Source organism: Peribacillus sp. NPDC055009, from assembly GCF_053608705.1.
Genome location: NZ_JBSGVZ010000016.1, coordinates 91,604 through 108,994, shown reverse-complemented (window position 1 = coordinate 108,994; position 17,391 = coordinate 91,604). Strand labels below are relative to the sequence as shown.

The window sequence follows — 17,391 nt, the reverse complement described above, 5'->3', positions numbered from 1 at the left end:
TTATGGGAAGGGCAATAAGCCATTACCATCAATCAATGTTTCTTAAATCCTTGCTTCTCAACATAATCTTTCATGTACAACCTGCTTTTCTTTCCAAGCATTCCAGCCATTTGCTCGGTCCAGGTGTCTTTTCGTTTACCTTCAGTCCGACGCTCGTAATAACTGGAAATCGTTTCATTATACTCTTCAAGTTGTCCGATGAACTCTTGCTTATCCTCCTGATATCCATTTTCATGATAAATATTGGACAGCGGCAAACGCGGCTTTTTATCCGAACGGTTTTTCGGATATCCGACCACTAGAGCGAATAATGGTATAACGCGATGCGGTATATTCAATATTGCTGAAACTTCTGGGAGATTATTGCGGATCCCGCCTATATAGCAAATGCCAAGATCCATCGATTCTGCTGCCAATGCCGCATTTTGAGCCGCAAGAGCAGCATCGATACAGGCAACCATGAATTTCTCCGTACTTTCAATTGATTCGGACAGGTCAGTGTTTTCCATTTCGGAAACCATATCATGACGATATAAATCGGCGCAAAAGACGAATAGATGTCCATTCTTCTCTACATATGATTGTGGTCCGGCAAGTTCAGCAAGCTTGGCTTTCTTTTCCGGATCGGTTACCCCTATGATTGAATACGCTTGAATATAACTTGAAGTCGATGCCGCTTGGGCACATTCCACAATCGTATTGATTTGCTCCTCAGACAATAACTTGTCCTCAAAAGAACGTATGGAACGGTGATCTAAAATCTTCTCAATAATGTTATTCAATGCTCCCACCCCTAAAGAATATGTAAAGTATCCATCATCGGGGCTGAAATAATCCCCCCGATGACAGTAATGATGAAACTCAACCTTTTGTTTTCAAATCCAATTCACGGTAATTTTGCTGTCTAAGTGCTTCATAAACCAAGATGGCAGCCGTGTTCGACAGATTAAGTGAACGTACTTTATCCGTCATTGGAATCCGCAGGCACCGATCCATATTTTCTTGGATCAGATCTTTCGGGAGCCCCGTCGTTTCACGGCCAAAAATGAAGAATATCTCACTGTCTTGATCACTGTAATCAAAGCTGGAATGCGGCTGCTCCCCGAATTTCGTCAAGTAATAAAATTCACCGCCGGCATTTTTTTCAAAAAACTCTTCTAACGAATCATAATAATGGATCTTTACATTCTCCCAGTAATCGAGCCCGGCCCGTTTGAGCTGTTTGTCATCCGTCGAGAAACCGAGCGGGCGAATGAGATGTAAAGACGTATCCGTCCCTGCACATGTTCTTGCGATATTTCCTGTATTTGCTGGAATCTGTGGTTGATATAAAACTACATGTATTGACACTTCATTTTCACCTCTAGTTTGAACTTCACCTTAATTATAGCATTAAACAAAAAAGACTAAAAACCAATCACCCTCCATCCAAAATCACAAAGAATTTATAAACGATGTTCGGTGTGTATCTCGTTGAATCCTCATATGTCCAATACCGGTGTCGGCTGTTCATCGTATGTGCATTCACTAGCGGCATCCCGTCCTGATCCTTCGCCGTTACGATCAAGTTATGATCAAACCGTCCGTCCCCTTCGAAATCTATACAAAGGATATCTCCCAAATTCAATTCCTTGGCCGACTCGACCTGCTTTGTCCTGATGGCATTCCCGGCTTTAAGCAGATGATATAAAGAATGGGCCGTCGTCCATGTATAACTCCAGCTTTTCCCTCTTATCCACCAGCCCTTACTTTTATTTGGGGCCCCCCACATCGGTATTCCTCCTGCATGTAAACATTGTGAAATGAAATTCGTACAATCATCAGTGAATTTATGATAAGCGGGATTGAATTCGTTCCACCAACGCTCGGCATATTGGACAGCCTTCATCCGATCATATTTATATGCGAGACGCTCTGCGCCTGGATCACATTTTGGCGGTGCCCCTTCGGTTTCAAAGCTCGGAATCAGCTCACTTTCATCCACTATATAACCATTTCGAAACCGGGCCTCCCTTTCCTCCATTTCTTCTTCTATATAAAATGAATCCTCCTGTTTCAATAAATATTGCAGGTGCACGTGATATGTCAGAACTGTATCATTGTCTTCCTTTCTCTTTGAATGTACCTTGCCTGCCGCATTCACCCGAACAATTTCCGCAGCACGGTTTCTCATCATTTCCTTCTTCAAATGTAACTTCCTTTCACCCCGTTCCAGATCATCGGAAGTATAAAACTCCACTCTTTCTTGTAAAAGGCGTTGCAACTGTTCCCTCAAGTTCATACCCTCCTTCTTACCATCTATGCTAATGTGTATGTATGAGGGCATGGACAAAAACACAATTTCATAAAATGTGGGAGTTTCAACTTTATTTATATAATGATACTTTTAAAAAGGTTTCCTTGAAGGTAACGGAATATTCTAAGCCAAAAAAAGCCGCCCCGTTAATATTTACCGGGCGGCTGCATTTAGATATCATTTTGTTTCCAAGGTAAACTGCAGTCCTTTCTCAATTTCCGCCAATACCTCTTCATCCGTTTCCTTCATTCTTGCATCTTCCAATGCGGAAACAGCCTGCTCCCGGCCAATTTTCCCAACTGCCCAGGCCGCCGTCCCCCTGATGACAGGCCGCGGATCATCCTTCATGACCTGTATCAATTGAGGCAATGCCGTTTCATCTTTGAAATGGGCCAATGCTAAAATGGCATTTCGTTGGATTGGTTTTTTACCGCGCCAAGAGCCAGATACATGGCCGTATGTCTCTTTGAAGTCCCGATTTGAAATCGAAAGCAGCGGTTTTAACAGCGGTTTCGCCAGCTCCGGGTCGGGTTCCATCTCTTCATGAAAATGAAAATCCATTCCTTTATTTTTCGGACAAACGGTCTGGCATGTATCACATCCATACAAACGATTGCCTATTTTCGTCCTGAACTCATCCGGAAGGAAACCTTTTGTCTGCGTCAAGAACGCAATGCAACGCTTGGAATTTAGCTGCCCGCCCTGAACGAGCGCTCCAGTCGGGCAAACATCGACACATTTATTGCATGTCCCGCATTGATCTTCCATCGGTTGATCCGGTTCAAATGGCAGGTTGGTTATCATGTCTCCCAAGTATACATAAGACCCGAATTCCGGTGTGATGATCATACTGTTTTTTGCACTCCAGCCAATACCCGCACGCTCAGCCACTGCCCTATCAGATAACTCGCCCGTATCAACCATGGACTTCATCATTGCTCCTGGCACCTTATCACTAATGAAATCCTCAAGTAACTGCAATTTATTACGAAGAACGGTATGATAATCCGTTCCCCAAGACGCCCGGCAAAAAATCCCCCGGCGCTCACTTTTTGTACTTTGCGGAGCATCCTTCAATTTAGAAGGATAAGCAAGCGCAATCGAAATGATGGATTGCGGTTTATCGAATATCAATTCAGGCCTTACCCTTTTATCAATATCGGCTTCTTCAAACCCTGACTGATAATCCAGCTCCTGTTGACGTATCAACCGACCTTTCAATTCGGTAAAGGCCGTGGCCGATGTAAAGCCGATTTTATCGATGCCGATTTCCTTACTATATATAATCACTTCTTGCTTGAATGTGTTCATATCCATATTAATCACCTACGTTCATTCAGTATTCCCATTGAAAGCTTGAATCTTTTTCAAACCATTGCTATCTATGATAAACTAATTGCAATCATTTTTGGAGGTGAAACCGTTGGAAATTACCGTATCAGCTAATCTTAGCAGTAAAATCCCTCAATTCAAAGTTGGGATCATTACATATGAAAACATCGAAGTAGGTCCCTCCCCGCAAATGGTGAAAGGAAGACTTCAATTATTTCAGGAAGCTCTTTTCTTCGATCTTGAAGAAAAGGAATTGACCGACTTTTCCGGCATTAAAGTGTGGCGGGAGATTTTCAAGGCTACTGGAACAAATCCGTCACGGTACCGCCCCTCCGTGGAAGCCCTTTACCGTCGAGTAAAAAAACAGAATTACTTGACACCCATTCATTCAGCCATCGATTTAAATAACTTCTTCTCGCTGTTATATGAAGTTCCGATTGGCATTTATGATGCGGAAAAATTATCAGGAGACATCTCGATTAAGATCGGAGAGGAGTCAGATGGTTATGAAGGTTTGAACGGCCGCTTGAATTCCATGGAGAATATGATTACATCTGCCGATCATGTGGGCGCATTCGGAAGTCCTTACGTTGATTCAGAACGCTCGAAAGTCACCGAAGAAACGAAAAAAGCTATCCAAATCATTTATTTACAACCCAATACTCCAATCACGGAAGCAGATCAGCTGACGAAATCCCTGATGGACATGTTCCTTGAAATCCATGGTGGTGAAGGGACTTACTCGATTGTAGAAGGATAATTAAAATTTGAACGAAATTAAACCCTTTCCACAATCGGAAGGGGTTTTTATGATTTTTCCAATTAATAAAACCAGTCCTCTAGTATCCTTTTATTCAACCGATCGATCCATACCCTGAAAAAAGCGATAAAATGATTCCTGGATTTTAAGAGCATAAAGGATCACCTAGCTTAAACTTGGTTCGGGATGAGTCTAGCCTACGGACTTTTCTTAAATTACATTCCAGTTGATTCCAGAAATCCGCTCCCTTTCCGCCGACTGTCTGCCAAGCCTCATCAAAGCAAGCGCCTGTCGAGTCCATTAACAGTGTCTAAACAGACCTCAACTACATAACTTGCAAGTTTGGACAAAAAAAAGCACACACTTAGTCAAACTGATTCTACTTACGTAGTTAATCACATTGACTAAGTTAGTGCTGAATCGAAATCCCCACTCTCCAGGATGGAGGATAATATAAAAATAAATGAACAATAAAAAAATCCCACTGTAAACAGTAGAATTCTTGTAATAATATTTAAACGCAAAGCTTCGTTCTCCAGGTAACGAAACCCTACGTTATGAGTATGTATTGGAGCGGGTGAAGGGAATCGAACCCTCATCATCAGCTTGGAAGGCTGAGGTTTTACCACTAAACTACACCCGCATATTCTTGTAGAAGTTTGTCGAATTACCAATCAACAAAATTAATTATATAGTTTAATGTGAAAAAATGCAATAGTTCTTTTTAAAAAAATTAATAATTAACGTATTGTAACGTTAATATATTCATTCACTCTAGTAAAAATGTTAAAAAGTCCTCTGAATCAGAGAACTTTTTCATCCTATATGATGATCTAAGACCAAATGACTTCCATTAACCGCGGATAAACCTGCTGTGCCGTTTCAAGCAGCATGATTAACTTCCTGAACGCCAGATCCGGTACGATGTCCCCCTCAATGGAGTATGAATACCGTATGGAAATGGTCCCATTTTCCTCATACAGCTTAGAATACCTAAAATTAGCATTATATTCATTCAACAGTGTATGTACATCCTGTTTCTTTTCAGGATTCTTCAACTCGGCGACATTAAAGCAAAATAAGTCCGCCACATTTTCATCTTGATTGAAAGCAAATACTAAAAGGACCTTCCAGCCGTCCTTTAACTTTTGCTCAGCCCTAAAAAAGGTGGTGCCATCTTCATTCAACTCATTCATATAGATTTTCTCACTAGTTAAAAAATCACGAAATTTAGCAACGTTTGACATGGTTCATCACCTTTCTCTTTGTAATTACATTTTATAATGAAAACTGGCATTTTTACAGACTTTTCTATAAACCTTCCAATCTCATCCTATTAATAGGGGCGAAGAATCACTCATTTAAAGAAAGGGATTCAAATATGATCTCCCGGATCAATAGATTGATTAGCCAGTTGCTTCTCCGGAAAACTGAAGCGCATCTTGTAGGTCCAAAATTTCCTGACGGATTTTTGAATATCCTTCTATTTCTGGCACTTCTTTATTCGTATGTGATCGACTTTTATCGGCCGCTATCGCCATGTTTTCGAAAACATACAGCAACTGAGCAAGCTCCCGCTCTGAAAGGATTGGCCGTTCAGAGGATTTTAAGCTGGCATTTAGATAATATCCCAACTGTTCTATCGAAAATATAACGGGCCAAAGAGATTCCAATCTAGCCTTGTTTTTGAATATCTCACCAAGGGATGCATTGTACACGGTTAATAGATTCACCATATTTGTTTGCATTTTGTTCCTTTCACTGCTTTCATCAATTGCAAGGTCATTATCTTTTTCAGAGAACGCCATCAATAATAGCTGCCCTTGGCTACGAATCGTTTTGGCTATTAAATGATTGAGAAGACTGGATGCCGAACGACTTCCGAGTAACAGCGACCCAATAAGCCCTATCAAGCTTCCAACGACAATATCGGTTATCCTTACAGTCGCAAAAAAACCGAAATCATAGCTTTGAGATGAATATTCCGCCATGATCAATGCTGAAGGGGTAAAAAACATCGCCGCCAATCCATAATTCCGAACGATGAAAAGCTCTGTAATGAATGTCAAAGATAAAATGATCAGAACGATGATGAATTCGTTATGAACGGCTGCTAGAATTAAACTTGCTATCAGGAGTCCGATTACCGTCCCGAAAGTCCTTTGGACCGCCCGATGGAATGTGGAGATGATGGTCGGACCCGACATAACGGCCGCACAGGATAAGGGAATCCAGTACGAACGGTTAAAATCGGCGGAATAGGCGATGATCGCCGCAATGGTAAGGATTGTTCCATATCGAACGGAAGAGAGGAAAACAATGGAATTCTTATCGAACGCCCCAAGAAAAATGGTCTTTAAAGAAGGCTTGGTGATGGTTGCTGCTTGATCGATTTTCTGTACAGGTTCATTCATGATGGCATCTGCATTGTAAATCATCATGAATAACGCTTCCACCTCATCAGTCATTTGGTCAGGTTGAAGGATCTTTTTTTTATTCTTTTTTCCAGATGCAATGGAACCGGCCAAGGCACGAACGGAATGACCTAATTCTGGCGGCATCACGATCTTTTTGTTCAAGGTAATCTCCAGAGCCTCCAAGAATATGGCATTGGCATGTTCATTCAATAGATATAATCGCTTCAACTCATCTGGACTTCGCCTGTTTGAAACCCCCGCTAACAGTGTATCTTCAGCGTGTTTCATCGCCAATACGGTTCTTTGTCTTGCTTTATTGAATGTCTCGGTGCCCATGGAATCAAAGAATGCCCCCAATTCTCTGTACACCTTTTCTACCGCAAGCGATTCTGGTCCATGAGGGTTGAAAAACCAGCCTAACATACAGATTATCCATGATAGTGCCCCACCCATTAAAACGAGGCCACCACGCAATGGGGCAAGGCTTTGGTCAACGGGCATACCTGTCGCAAGCGCAAAGCTCAAGACGAAGAATACCGCCGAAGGACCGGTTATCTTTAATGCACCAAATACAAAAAAAACACTGGCCCCGATGATACCCATCATTATGGCTGTTCCTAATTGGTATGGAGCCAAAAGCGTCCCTAAAACAACAGATAAAGCAAGACCCACCATCACAAAGAAAATCTTTTTAGCTCTTTGGCGATACGGTTGGTTAAAAACGTATAAATAAGTGAAACCTCCTATCCCTGCAAGTAAACCGTACGATAAATTTCCGAATAATAAGCCAATGAAAACAGGTAGTGCAGCAGCTATACCTGCACTTAGTGCTTTTATCCAAGGAAATGGATTCTTTTTTATTTCAAAAGCCTGTTTAAATGTCGTATGTATCGTATCCAATTTCAGAGATTCCGAAGAGGACCTTTGCTTATTTTCACTCATTTTCAATTTATCCTTTCATTAAAGATTCCAACTCTATAGTGAAGGCTATGTCTGATGAAGTGACTTCTCATAATTAATATCCTTCATATGGATCAAAAGATACTACTTAAGGTAATGAAGGATCATATAACTTGAAAGAAAACGGCCTTTCCCCGATTTAAATCGAAAAAAGGCCGCTTTTGTCATAAGCTGCTTAAAAATCCCAACAAAGGACCTTCCTCAGCTTTATTTCCAGAAAACTTATAGTTGAGCGAATTCAGGCTCCGCAACTTTTACAAGCTGTTTACCGAGGTTCGTTCCTTTAAACAAACCTAAAAATGCATCAGGCGTGTTTTCGAACCCTTCAATAATCGTTTCTTCATACTTCAGCTTTCCTTCTTGAAGCCACTTACCTAAATCCGTAGCACCCTCTTGGAATCTAGAGGCATAATTTCCAACTGTGAAACCTTTCATTAGTGCACTCGTTTTGATCATCGCCGATTGCAGACGCGGTCCTAGATCTTTTCCTTCTGCGTTATACGAGGAAATCGCTCCGCATAATGGTATTCGGGCATTCGCATTCAAAAGTGTGAAAACAGCATCGGACACCTCGCCGCCCACATTATCGAAATAAACATCGACTCCATCGGGAACAGCATTAGCTAAATCTGCCGCAAAACTATCACTTTTATAATTTACGGCTCCATCAAATCCCAGCTCTTTCGTTAAATACTCAAGTTTTTCATCTGAACCAGCGATGCCAACAACCTTCGCACCTTTAATCTTAGCAATTTGTCCGACTACTGAACCAACTGCTCCAGCCGCTCCTGAAACGACTACCGTTTCACCTTCTTGAGGTTTACCAATATCAAGCAAACCAAAGTAAGCAGTTAAACCGGTCATTCCAAGAATCCCTAAATGAGTTGTGACCGGAGCCACCTTGGGATCAATCACGCGGATTTCCTTTTCGGTGACAACTGTGTATTCTGCCCAGTCGATATTCCCAACAACGACATCCCCTTGTTTGAAGGAATTCGATTTGGACTCAACAACTTCAGCAACAACGCCGCCAGTGATGACCTTATTCAATTCAAATGGAGCAATATATGATTTGGTATCTTGCATTCTGCCACGCATATATGGATCGACAGATAAATATAGTGTACGTACTAAAATCTCATTATCCTTTGGTGTGGGAACTTCACTCTCAACAAAGTTGAAATCCCCTTTCGATGGCATACCTTTTGGACGGTTTGCCAGGGTGATTATTTGTTGTTTAGTTTGTGTCATCATTGTTCCTCCTTGGTTTGAATACGTAATTTCGAAAAGAAGCGTATCACTGATGAAGTTCATAGGTCAAAGAATATGATTGGTTTTTGCTTCCATAACACTCTTATGTAGTCTTTCCTATAAACCCCAAACTTGCTACAGCCTATTATGTCCCATGTTTTTCATTTCAATATACGGTTCACTCCCAGAAAAATTTAACGGCCTTTCCCCGATTGGATACCGAGAAAAGGCCGCAGCTTAAAACTCCATTTTTATTGTCTGCTTGGCAGATGATAAACCTCCGCACTATCCCGATTTAAAACATCAGCCTGGACAATTTGTACTGCAATCATTGAGACTATGTTCGCCCATGAAAAAACTACTAGCTTAATGGATAGTCTACATCAATTTTGAAATAAACATCGTGGCAATTCCAAAGTAAATAAGTAACGAGAGGATATCATTTAGTGTTGTAATTAGCGGACCAGAAGCAACTGCAGGATCGATGTTGAATTTATATAATATCAAAGGAATAATGGTCCCAGCTAAAGTCCCGATAATTAGGGTCATCACTAACGAACTTCCAACCACTAATCCCAGAACGGGATTTCCCTGCCAAACATAAGCTATGATGGAAATCAATATTCCACAGGTAACGCCTATTATCAATCCAACTTTCAATTCCCGTATAATAAGTCTGGTCACGACTCCTTTATCCGTATCACTAGTGATTAGGCCCCTTACAACAACAGCTAAAGATTGTGTACCTGTATTTCCAGTCATCCCTGCGATCATCGGCATAAAGAAGGCAAGTGCAACAACTTTGGACAATGTTTCTTCAAAACCGCTTATAATGGTTCCAGACACCAATCCGATAAATAAAAGTAGAATAAGCCAGGGAAGCCGACGATATGCGGCCACGTGCGCCTTCGTATCAAAGTCTATAGCTTTACCGGATGCCGATAATTTTTCAATATCTTCATTCGCTTCCTTAATGACAACATCAATAATATCATCGACGGTTACAATTCCTAATAACTCATTATTTTTTTCAACTACTGGAATTGCTAAAAAATCATATCGCTCAATAACACGAGCTACCTCTTCTTGGTCTTCATAAGCAGTAACCGAGATAACCCGGCTATACATAATATCTTGAATTTTTTCAGATTCATCATTTATTATTAAATCCCGATATGAGACAACACCTACTAATTTTTTATCATTATCTATTACATAAAGATAATTGATCGTTTCCGAAAACTCCGCAAAGATTTTCAGTTTTTCAACTGATTCACGAACTGTATAATGTTGGGGGATCCAGACAAAACGGTTTGTCATTATTCGCCCGGCTGTTTCAGGGGGATAATTCATGATATTTTGAACGATTTTTGATTCTTCTTGTTTCATGCCTGAAAGAAGTTCTTCAATTTTTTCAGGGGATAGGTCCTCTAACAATGAAGCTAGATCATCATTATCCATTAGATCCATTACATGACCGGATTTCTCTATTCCTAATTTACTAAGGATTTTTAATTGATGCACTTTCTCAACTTCTTGAATCAGTTCAGCGATTTGTTCTGAATCAAGTAACAACAAGAAACGTGTATGGTGTTTTTCTGGTAGCCCCTCAAAAATTCGCGCAATGTCATAAGGTTGGAGTTCTTCTAATATTGCTAGAAATTCTTTCTTTTTTCCTTCTTTTAAAACTTTTATGATTTGTAAAGTCATTTGATCTTCCGTCAGGACTTTTATCATTTCGTCACTCACTCCTTTTTAGGGGAGCCAAAAAATATTTCCCTTAAATATTAAGAGTAAAAAAAATATTTATTCCCCTTCCAAAATCTTGTTTTCATTCACGTGTATGTCGTCGTGAATAGTTATCCAAATTCCTCACCCCCACGAAAAAAATAAAAAAACCTCCATTACAAATGAAGGTGTTAAATACGGTATATACGGTATATATGCGTACATTGTCTGGATGACAAATACAAACAGCCTTATAAGACTGAATGACAAATACAAGCATAAATCCAGTTCCTCCATTCGTAGAGCTTTAGCACTGTGTGGCATAGGACAAAGCCAGCTACATTAAAAACCACCTTATGTCGATGGTTTCTGTTGACCCATTGGCGTCTTTCGACATTTTTGGGCAGTAGCGTATCTCCTACACAGGAGCCTCACCTAACGAGGATATTTAATTTACACATCCACTCTAAAAGAGTTTCTTTTAGATGTCAATGTTTGATTCAAATAATTCTAATTTCGACCAAATATCCCGACCTTTAAAAAGGGAACGTGAAAACAGCACCGACTTAGGCGCTCTCGATTAAGACGGTCTGTTCTCTTAATTAAAAAATCCCTCCGCAATTGCCACCTTATTTAAAAAGGTACAACGGAAAAATAAACGCAGCCACAAGGGAAAATATTGGAATTTGATATTAAAACTTACTTATAATGAAGACGGATATGAATGACTGAAACAAAAAAACGTTACATGAAATAGCTTTTATTTCTAATTACTTTAGAAAGGAAATTGCTTGAATGAAAAGACTTTTGACGATTATATGTATTATTGTGAGTGCTTTTGTATTAATGGTAGGTTGCAGAACCAAGGAGGCGGTACAGGTGGAAGAGAATTCAAAGGAAGTGAGCTCATTGAAAGCTATTGAAGGCAGATGGGAGGGAGATATTAAGATTCCAAATCAACCACTTCCAATCATTGTTCATTTTACGAAGAAAGGTGGAACCATAAGTATTCCTGTACAAGGGTTGAACGAATTCCCCTTAACAAGTGTAAAGTTAAGTAAATCAGACTTGTTTTTTGATATGAAGATCCAAAATCAGCAAATAACGTTTGATGGTAAAGTAGATCAGAAAAGGATTTCAGGAACATTTGTTCAAAAAGGGCAAAAGTTCCCCTTTGAATTGGTCAAGAACTCCGATCAGGCAGTTGAAGAAAAAGAATCAGGTGAAATCGTGCAGGCCGACTTAAAGAACGGAACCATTAAAGGCCTTTTAGAAACACCAAAAAATGAAGGGCCTTTCCCTGTGATGATTTTAATTGCGGGTTCTGGTCCGACCGATAAAGATGGTAACACCATTGGAAATCCGGGAAAAAATAATAGTTTGAAAATGTTAGCCGAGGGTCTTGCAGAAAAAGGTATCGCAAGCATTAGATATGATAAGCGCGGAATTGGTGAAAATATACAATTGGCAAGAAGAGAAGCGGACCTGAGATTTGAACAGTATATTGATGATGCAGCTGCCTGGATTCAATTTGCCAAAAAGGATGGCCGTTTTTCCAAAGTCGGCATCATCGGCCATAGCGAAGGCTCTTTAATAGGAATGGAAGCAGCTAAGAAAACAGAAACAGACATATTCATTTCATTGGCAGGTCCAGGCGAACCTATTGACCAGGTACTCATCAAACAGCTTGAAGAGCAACTGACACCGAAGTTATTAACGGAATCGAAAGATATACTGGCAAAGCTTAAACAAGGAAAACAAGTCGAGACTGTCAGTGCAGATTTGCAGAATGTATTCCGCCCTTCTGTTCAACCTTACATGATTTCTTGGATTCAATATAACCCGATAGAATCAGTAAAGGAACTGAATATCCCTGTTCTGATCGTAAACGGCAATAGAGACATTCAAGTGCCGGCAACTAACGCAAAAGCGTTACATACGGAAAAAAGCGATTCTGAATTACTTATACTCGAAAAGATGAATCATGTATTGAAAGAAGCCCCTGCAGATCGAGCGGGAAATTTAGCAACCTATACAAATCCTGAACTACCACTATCCACTGGTTTAATTAATGGAATCATAGAATTTTTAAACAATAATGACTTTACCAGTAATGACGGTCATAAAAATAACAAATGAGAATTGTGTCTCCCCCGGGTTTAGCAAAGATCCAATTAAATGATCCACGTGCCTCCGTTATTAGGGTGAATAATGAATTGAACAATAAATAATTCTATATTGCTAAAAACAAAAGGCAGAATAATTCTGCCTTTTATTTTTTATATTTTCTCCGAGATATTCTGTCCCACTTTTAATTTATAAGCTAATAATCTTTTAGAAAAATAGCAACCAAAAAGCTCCCTCATGTCGAATTAATGGTACAAGTGCTAGTAACTGTGGAGCAAATATTCGACTGACCCTTCATTAAGTACATACCAAAATCAGTTTTTGTCATTCCAAAAATACTCGTAATATATTCCAACGAGGTAATTATTGAAAATATTGTCCACTTAAATTAGCCTTCCATCATTTACATGAGGACTCACCAGTTGTTAATGGTAGATCCTTTTTCAACAAAATCCTACATCCATAAAAACAATGGCAGGTAATCTAACAAAGAGGAAGATTTTGTATAAATTCATTAGTATAATTGATGAAATTACAATAAGAAAGGAAAGATCACTATGAAGATGCTTATACATGCTTTAAAAAAGAATACCACATGTATACTTGAAATCATTTATCTGTATATACTTTTCTTTTTTTCAGAGCTACAAACTACTACTGCTAGCTTATTAAAAATAAAGTAAGAACTATGTAATTTAACCCTCTTGAATGAACTTATGTTAAAAAGATCCTCTAGTTCCCAAACATTCCATAATATTCATTTTATTTCATCTTCATAATTAGAACTTTCAACAGTCATAACAGCCAGTTTGCACACTTTGTCTGTGTAAAATCCCTCAAGGGCGAAATGCAGATCTAGGTCCGACAAGCGTTTTAGGACTTTAACTCAGTCCTCAGTAACTCAATCTAACCAACCTGACTCGATATGCAGCTGAGCCCCTTTTTTCAACAGGTAATGATTATTTTACCTATCCTCCCTACTGAGCTACCTTACTAGCCGTGAATGAAAAATATCACTTGATAAAGATGTTCCTTTCAAGTGAAAAACATAAGTTCACCAAAAAGGGACAAACTGTATTTGAAAAAAGAAAGGAGATGTGAGACATGACAAAAAAATTTAATAAAGGCAGCCGTAATCAAAATTCACCGCAATTACACGGACAAGCTCCTGTTAGTGGGGACAACAGCAAAGGAAATAAAAGAAATAAAGATCAGAGCTCTAAAACAGAGTAACTACTAAATGAAACAAACCGGCCATATCCAGACCGGTTTGTTTCATTTGCAGATAATCTTCTTAGTTATTTGGCAGAAAGAGATCCAAAAGGACAATTCTCAAAGTTACGCCTTCCCCCTTTAATGCAAAAATGGGGACTCGCTGAATTATTCTGTTTCCACAGGACACCTTTGATTCCAAAAATTCCAATTCATTATTAGCGTTATCCGAACTGTAAATGCAGTCCTACAAAACGCACCCAGAAAAGTTTAATTGGAGGGCATTCGCTTTTCATATACATAGTGAGTTAGCTATTTGATTTCTTTTTACATTAGGATCTTGTCTACTGTTGATGTCTCCAAATCATCAGTATCTTGATGAGTATAAGTAAAGTTTTTTGTCATCAGACTGACCACCACTAAAACAACAATGTTAACAAATAGGGCGATAATACCCACATTCAGATCTTTAATTGCTTGAGGAAGATAAGGAAATAGTTGACTGATTTTTATGTTCCCTAGTTCCATAATGGAGACTAGTACTCCTCCTGTTATTATCCCTGCAAATGCTCCATGCTTGGTTACAAAATTCTTTCTCATCAAACTTGCGAAAAAGGCAGGAGCAAGTTGTGTAATAAAATTATAGGCGATTAAAGCGAGACTAAAGAGGGTGTTTCCACCTTTAAAGGTCAAGTAAATCCCTACTAGAGAAATAAGCGGAACCAAATATTTTACCAGTTTTGCAATTTGATTTTCCGTTGCAGATGGAGTGAATACGTTGTATACATTTTTCGCAAGCAATGTTGATATAGACATCAACAGCATGGAACTTGGGACTAGAGCGGCTAACACGCCAGTACCACCGATTAAGCCTACAAACCATGGATCAAATTCTTGTTTAGAAAGCTGCAGCAAGATAAGGTCGGCGTCGCCGCCTTTTAATCCAGGCATCTGTAAGATCGCTGCAAACCCGACAAAAAAGGCAAACAATAAAATCAATTGGTACATTGGCATTAGGATTGCATTTTTTCGCAGTGCTTTCTCGCTAGAGGCAGCATAAATAGGAGAAAACCCGTGCGGCCACATATAAAATCCAATAGAGCTTAATACAACGGTCGATATATACCATGAAACGCTCATTCCCTGATTTGGAAGTATGGTATAGTTCGGCTTTGCCTGTTCAACGGCCTCATACATAGGTTGAAGACCGCCATAATAATGAAGTGGGAAATAAACTCCTAAAAATACAACAACGCCAAGAATCAGAATATCCTTCAAAATAGCTGTCCTGGCAGAACCGTGAATACCGGAAACCATTACAAAAATGGTAACACCAATTGCTCCAACCCAAATGGCAGCTGTAGAAGAAATGACCCCATAGGATGTTGCAGAAACGATATATCCTAAACCCTTCAATTGCAGGACTAAGTAGCAAGTACAAGCTATAACACCTATTACAGCAACAAGCACACCAAGATATGGACTTTGATATTTTTTCACAAAAAAATCAGATTGGGAAACTAATTGGTGTTTCTTTGCATACCTCCAGATTGCCGGAAATGTCCAATAGGAGATGACTGTAGCCAGACAGCCATATGTCACGATACTAAAGATGGAGCCACCTTCCCCATAAGCCGAACCACTTGCACCCAAAAAGGTAAAGGTAGTATACATTTCACCTGCGGATAAGAGGAAAATCAATAGGGCTCCCATTCCGCGACCTCCAACTGACCATTGTTCTAAGTTCATTTCTTTCCCTTTTTTAGCCTGGATACCAATCAAAACGGAAATGACGAAAAAAAACAGGATGAAAAAAACGGCAATGTTCATCTTGAATCTCCCTTCTGATTAGCAGGATCGAGTAGATAAATAATCCCCATTATACCTGTGGTCAGCACAGACCAAAGTACAATCCAAAAATGAAAAAATGGCATACCCAGAACATAGGGAGTTACTTTATTTGTAAACAAAGCGCCCACAATAAAGCCAAGAAACGGGATAATTCCGAGCCAATATATTTTTTTCAAACTCTTAACCCCCTAGTAAGTTAGATTTAACATTTTTAAAGTCCCATGAACAAATAACTTCACCCCATTTTGTAGAGCCTGTTCATCCACTGTAAATTTGGGATGATGGTGAGGATATATAATCCCTTTTTCTTCATTACGAGCTCCTATTCCAATATAAGATCCCGGAACTACTTTTTGAAAAGCAGAGAAGTCTTCACTTCCCATAATTGGCTTTGAAATTTCTCGACTTTCTTCACCAAATATTTCACAGACCGTTTCGTCCATCAATCGGGTAACTTCTTCATCATTAATGGTAGGAGCATAACCAAACTGATAATCGAATTCATAAGTAGCTCCATGCGCTTCAGTAATCCCATTTACTATCCGTTCGATAAAATTCGGGATTTCTTCCCGCAGTTCCGGATTGAAGCTGCGAACTGATCCACCAATGCTTACCTTACTTGGAATAACATTAATCGCACTTCCCGCATGGAACTGAGTCACTGAAATCACCAGGGCTTCCTGGGCATCTCGATACCTCGAAACAATGTGCTGGAGATTTGATACAACCTGAGTTCCAATTGCTATGGGATCGACGGTAAGTTCAGGCTGTGATGCGTGCCCCCCTTTACCCACCACAGTAATGTTAAAAGTATCAGCTCCAGCCATCACTGGACCGTAACCCAAACTAATTTTCCCTAAAGGAAGAGTCGACAAGAGATGGGATCCAATGATCATATCCGCCCCATCCAGCACACCGGCTCTCACCATTTCTTGAGCTCCACCGGGCGGCAGTTCCTCAGCATGTTGAAATAAAAAGCGCACCTCCCCTTTAATTTGATCCTTTAACTGTGTAAGAATTTTTGCTGTGCCAAGCAGCATCGCCGTATGCCCATCATGTCCGCAAGCATGCATAACTCCTGAATTCTGTGACACAAAGTCAAAATCATTCTCTTCTACAATTGGAAGCGCATCCATATCTGCCCGCAGTGCAATAACCTTCCCAGGCTGCTGACCAATCAAACGAGCCATAATACTCGTTTTTGTCGGACGTGAAATTTCCAATTCACCAAAAGTTTGCAGCGTTTCATAAACAAATTGTGCTGTTTTTTCCTCCTGAAAAGAAAGCTCCGGATACTTATGTAAATATCTTCTCCAAGCAATCACTTCATCTTTAACAGCCTCGATCAAATCATGAATCATTATAGTTTGAGACATCCACTACAACTCCTTTTTCATTAAATTTACATAACATTTCTTAATTTAGGATAGTTTAAGGAAAAAATTCCTTAAATAGAG

14 protein-coding genes, 1 tRNA gene and 1 riboswitch are annotated in these 17,391 nt (G+C 39.7%); of the genes, 3 read left to right on the top strand and 12 right to left on the bottom strand.

The window, feature by feature from the left end; translation table 11 throughout:
- Positions 1-32: 32 nt before the first annotated feature.
- From nfsA to queG, 4 genes are all read right to left on the bottom strand, one after another.
- On the bottom strand, positions 33-782 hold the full coding sequence (nfsA, locus tag ACWF5P_RS20675; protein WP_101223365.1) for an oxygen-insensitive NADPH nitroreductase: 750 nt from the start codon (positions 780-782) through the stop codon (positions 33-35).
- Between the two features lie 79 nt (positions 783-861).
- On the bottom strand, positions 862-1,350 hold the full coding sequence (gene trmL, locus ACWF5P_RS20670) for a tRNA (uridine(34)/cytosine(34)/5-carboxymethylaminomethyluridine(34)-2'-O)-methyltransferase TrmL (protein ID WP_101223366.1): 489 nt from the start codon (positions 1,348-1,350) through the stop codon (positions 862-864).
- Positions 1,351-1,417: 67 nt separating this feature from the next.
- Positions 1,418-2,275: an amidase domain-containing protein gene (locus tag ACWF5P_RS20665; protein WP_101223367.1), complete on the bottom strand. Its 858-nt coding sequence runs from the start codon at positions 2,273-2,275 to the stop codon at positions 1,418-1,420.
- A gap of 198 nt (positions 2,276-2,473) precedes the next feature.
- Complete coding sequence (gene queG / locus ACWF5P_RS20660) at positions 2,474-3,613, bottom strand: tRNA epoxyqueuosine(34) reductase QueG (RefSeq protein ID WP_230178059.1); 1,140 nt, start codon at positions 3,611-3,613, stop codon at positions 2,474-2,476.
- A gap of 106 nt (positions 3,614-3,719) precedes the next feature.
- On the opposite strand from queG, the gene ACWF5P_RS20655 reads away from it, so the two are divergent.
- Entirely contained in the window at positions 3,720-4,388 is a 669-nt protein-coding gene (locus ACWF5P_RS20655; RefSeq protein ID WP_434167832.1) for a phenylalanine--tRNA ligase beta subunit-related protein, read from the top strand.
- Between the two features lie 569 nt (positions 4,389-4,957).
- Here the strand turns inward: ACWF5P_RS20655 and ACWF5P_RS20650 are convergent.
- The 5 genes from ACWF5P_RS20650 to mgtE all read right to left on the bottom strand — a co-directional run bounded on the left by ACWF5P_RS20650 (position 4,958) and on the right by mgtE (position 10,753).
- A tRNA-Gly gene (locus ACWF5P_RS20650) sits at positions 4,958-5,031 on the bottom strand.
- A 190-nt stretch (positions 5,032-5,221) separates the two neighbouring features.
- Positions 5,222-5,635, bottom strand: coding sequence for a YbjN domain-containing protein (locus tag ACWF5P_RS20645; protein WP_063235961.1), 414 nt, complete (start codon positions 5,633-5,635; stop codon positions 5,222-5,224).
- 159 nt (positions 5,636-5,794) lie between these two features.
- Complete coding sequence (locus tag ACWF5P_RS20640) at positions 5,795-7,747, bottom strand: FUSC family protein (protein ID WP_434167833.1); 1,953 nt, start codon at positions 7,745-7,747, stop codon at positions 5,795-5,797.
- A 240-nt stretch (positions 7,748-7,987) separates the two neighbouring features.
- Positions 7,988-9,016 carry a zinc-binding dehydrogenase gene (locus tag ACWF5P_RS20635; protein WP_434169727.1) on the bottom strand — a complete coding sequence of 343 codons (1,029 nt, stop codon included), beginning with the start codon at positions 9,014-9,016 and terminating at the stop codon, positions 7,988-7,990.
- A gap of 378 nt (positions 9,017-9,394) precedes the next feature.
- Positions 9,395-10,753 (bottom strand): magnesium transporter, encoded by a 1,359-nt coding sequence (mgtE, locus tag ACWF5P_RS20630; protein WP_434167834.1) that lies wholly within the window; start codon positions 10,751-10,753, stop codon positions 9,395-9,397.
- Between the two features lie 275 nt (positions 10,754-11,028).
- Positions 11,029-11,194: riboswitch (M-box (ykoK) riboswitch) on the bottom strand.
- Between the two features lie 429 nt (positions 11,195-11,623).
- Between mgtE and ACWF5P_RS20625 the strand changes: the two genes are divergently transcribed.
- Positions 11,624-12,883 (top strand): serine aminopeptidase domain-containing protein, encoded by a 1,260-nt coding sequence (locus ACWF5P_RS20625; protein WP_434167835.1) that lies wholly within the window; start codon positions 11,624-11,626, stop codon positions 12,881-12,883.
- A 1,092-nt stretch (positions 12,884-13,975) separates the two neighbouring features.
- The gene (locus ACWF5P_RS20620; protein WP_255256698.1) at positions 13,976-14,104 is read left to right on the top strand and encodes a hypothetical protein; all 129 of its coding nucleotides are present in this window, start codon (positions 13,976-13,978) and stop codon (positions 14,102-14,104) included.
- A gap of 306 nt (positions 14,105-14,410) precedes the next feature.
- Here ACWF5P_RS20620 and ACWF5P_RS20615 read toward each other — a convergent pair whose 3' ends face one another.
- The 3 genes from ACWF5P_RS20615 to ACWF5P_RS20605 are packed head-to-tail and all read right to left on the bottom strand — an operon-like array spanning position 14,411 to position 17,310.
- Complete coding sequence (locus tag ACWF5P_RS20615) at positions 14,411-15,913, bottom strand: sodium:solute symporter family protein (RefSeq protein WP_434167836.1); 1,503 nt, start codon at positions 15,911-15,913, stop codon at positions 14,411-14,413.
- Positions 15,910-16,110 (bottom strand): DUF3311 domain-containing protein, encoded by a 201-nt coding sequence (locus ACWF5P_RS20610; protein WP_053344651.1) that lies wholly within the window; start codon positions 16,108-16,110, stop codon positions 15,910-15,912. Before ACWF5P_RS20610 ends, ACWF5P_RS20615 begins: the two co-directional genes overlap by 4 nt.
- 12 nt (positions 16,111-16,122) lie before the next feature.
- On the bottom strand, positions 16,123-17,310 hold the full coding sequence (locus tag ACWF5P_RS20605) for a M20 family metallopeptidase (protein WP_434167837.1): 1,188 nt from the start codon (positions 17,308-17,310) through the stop codon (positions 16,123-16,125).
- Positions 17,311-17,391 lie beyond the last annotated feature (81 nt).

Bases quoted from the DNA above. Each gene is read 5' to 3' on its own strand.
- queG (WP_230178059.1), bottom strand. From the start codon at position 3,613: ATGGATATGAACACATTCAAGCAAGAAGTGATTATATATAGTAAGGAA.
- ACWF5P_RS20645 (WP_063235961.1), bottom strand. From the start codon at position 5,635: ATGTCAAACGTTGCTAAATTTCGTGATTTTTTAACTAGTGAGAAAATC.
- ACWF5P_RS20640 (WP_434167833.1), bottom strand. From the start codon at position 7,747: ATGAGTGAAAATAAGCAAAGGTCCTCTTCGGAATCTCTGAAATTGGAT.
- ACWF5P_RS20635 (WP_434169727.1), bottom strand. From the start codon at position 9,016: ATGACACAAACTAAACAACAAATAATCACCCTGGCAAACCGTCCAAAA.
- mgtE (WP_434167834.1), bottom strand. From the start codon at position 10,753: ATGATAAAAGTCCTGACGGAAGATCAAATGACTTTACAAATCATAAAA.
- ACWF5P_RS20620 (WP_255256698.1), top strand. From the start codon at position 13,976: ATGACAAAAAAATTTAATAAAGGCAGCCGTAATCAAAATTCACCGCAA.
- ACWF5P_RS20615 (WP_434167836.1), bottom strand. From the start codon at position 15,913: ATGAACATTGCCGTTTTTTTCATCCTGTTTTTTTTCGTCATTTCCGTT.
- ACWF5P_RS20605 (WP_434167837.1), bottom strand. From the start codon at position 17,310: ATGTCTCAAACTATAATGATTCATGATTTGATCGAGGCTGTTAAAGAT.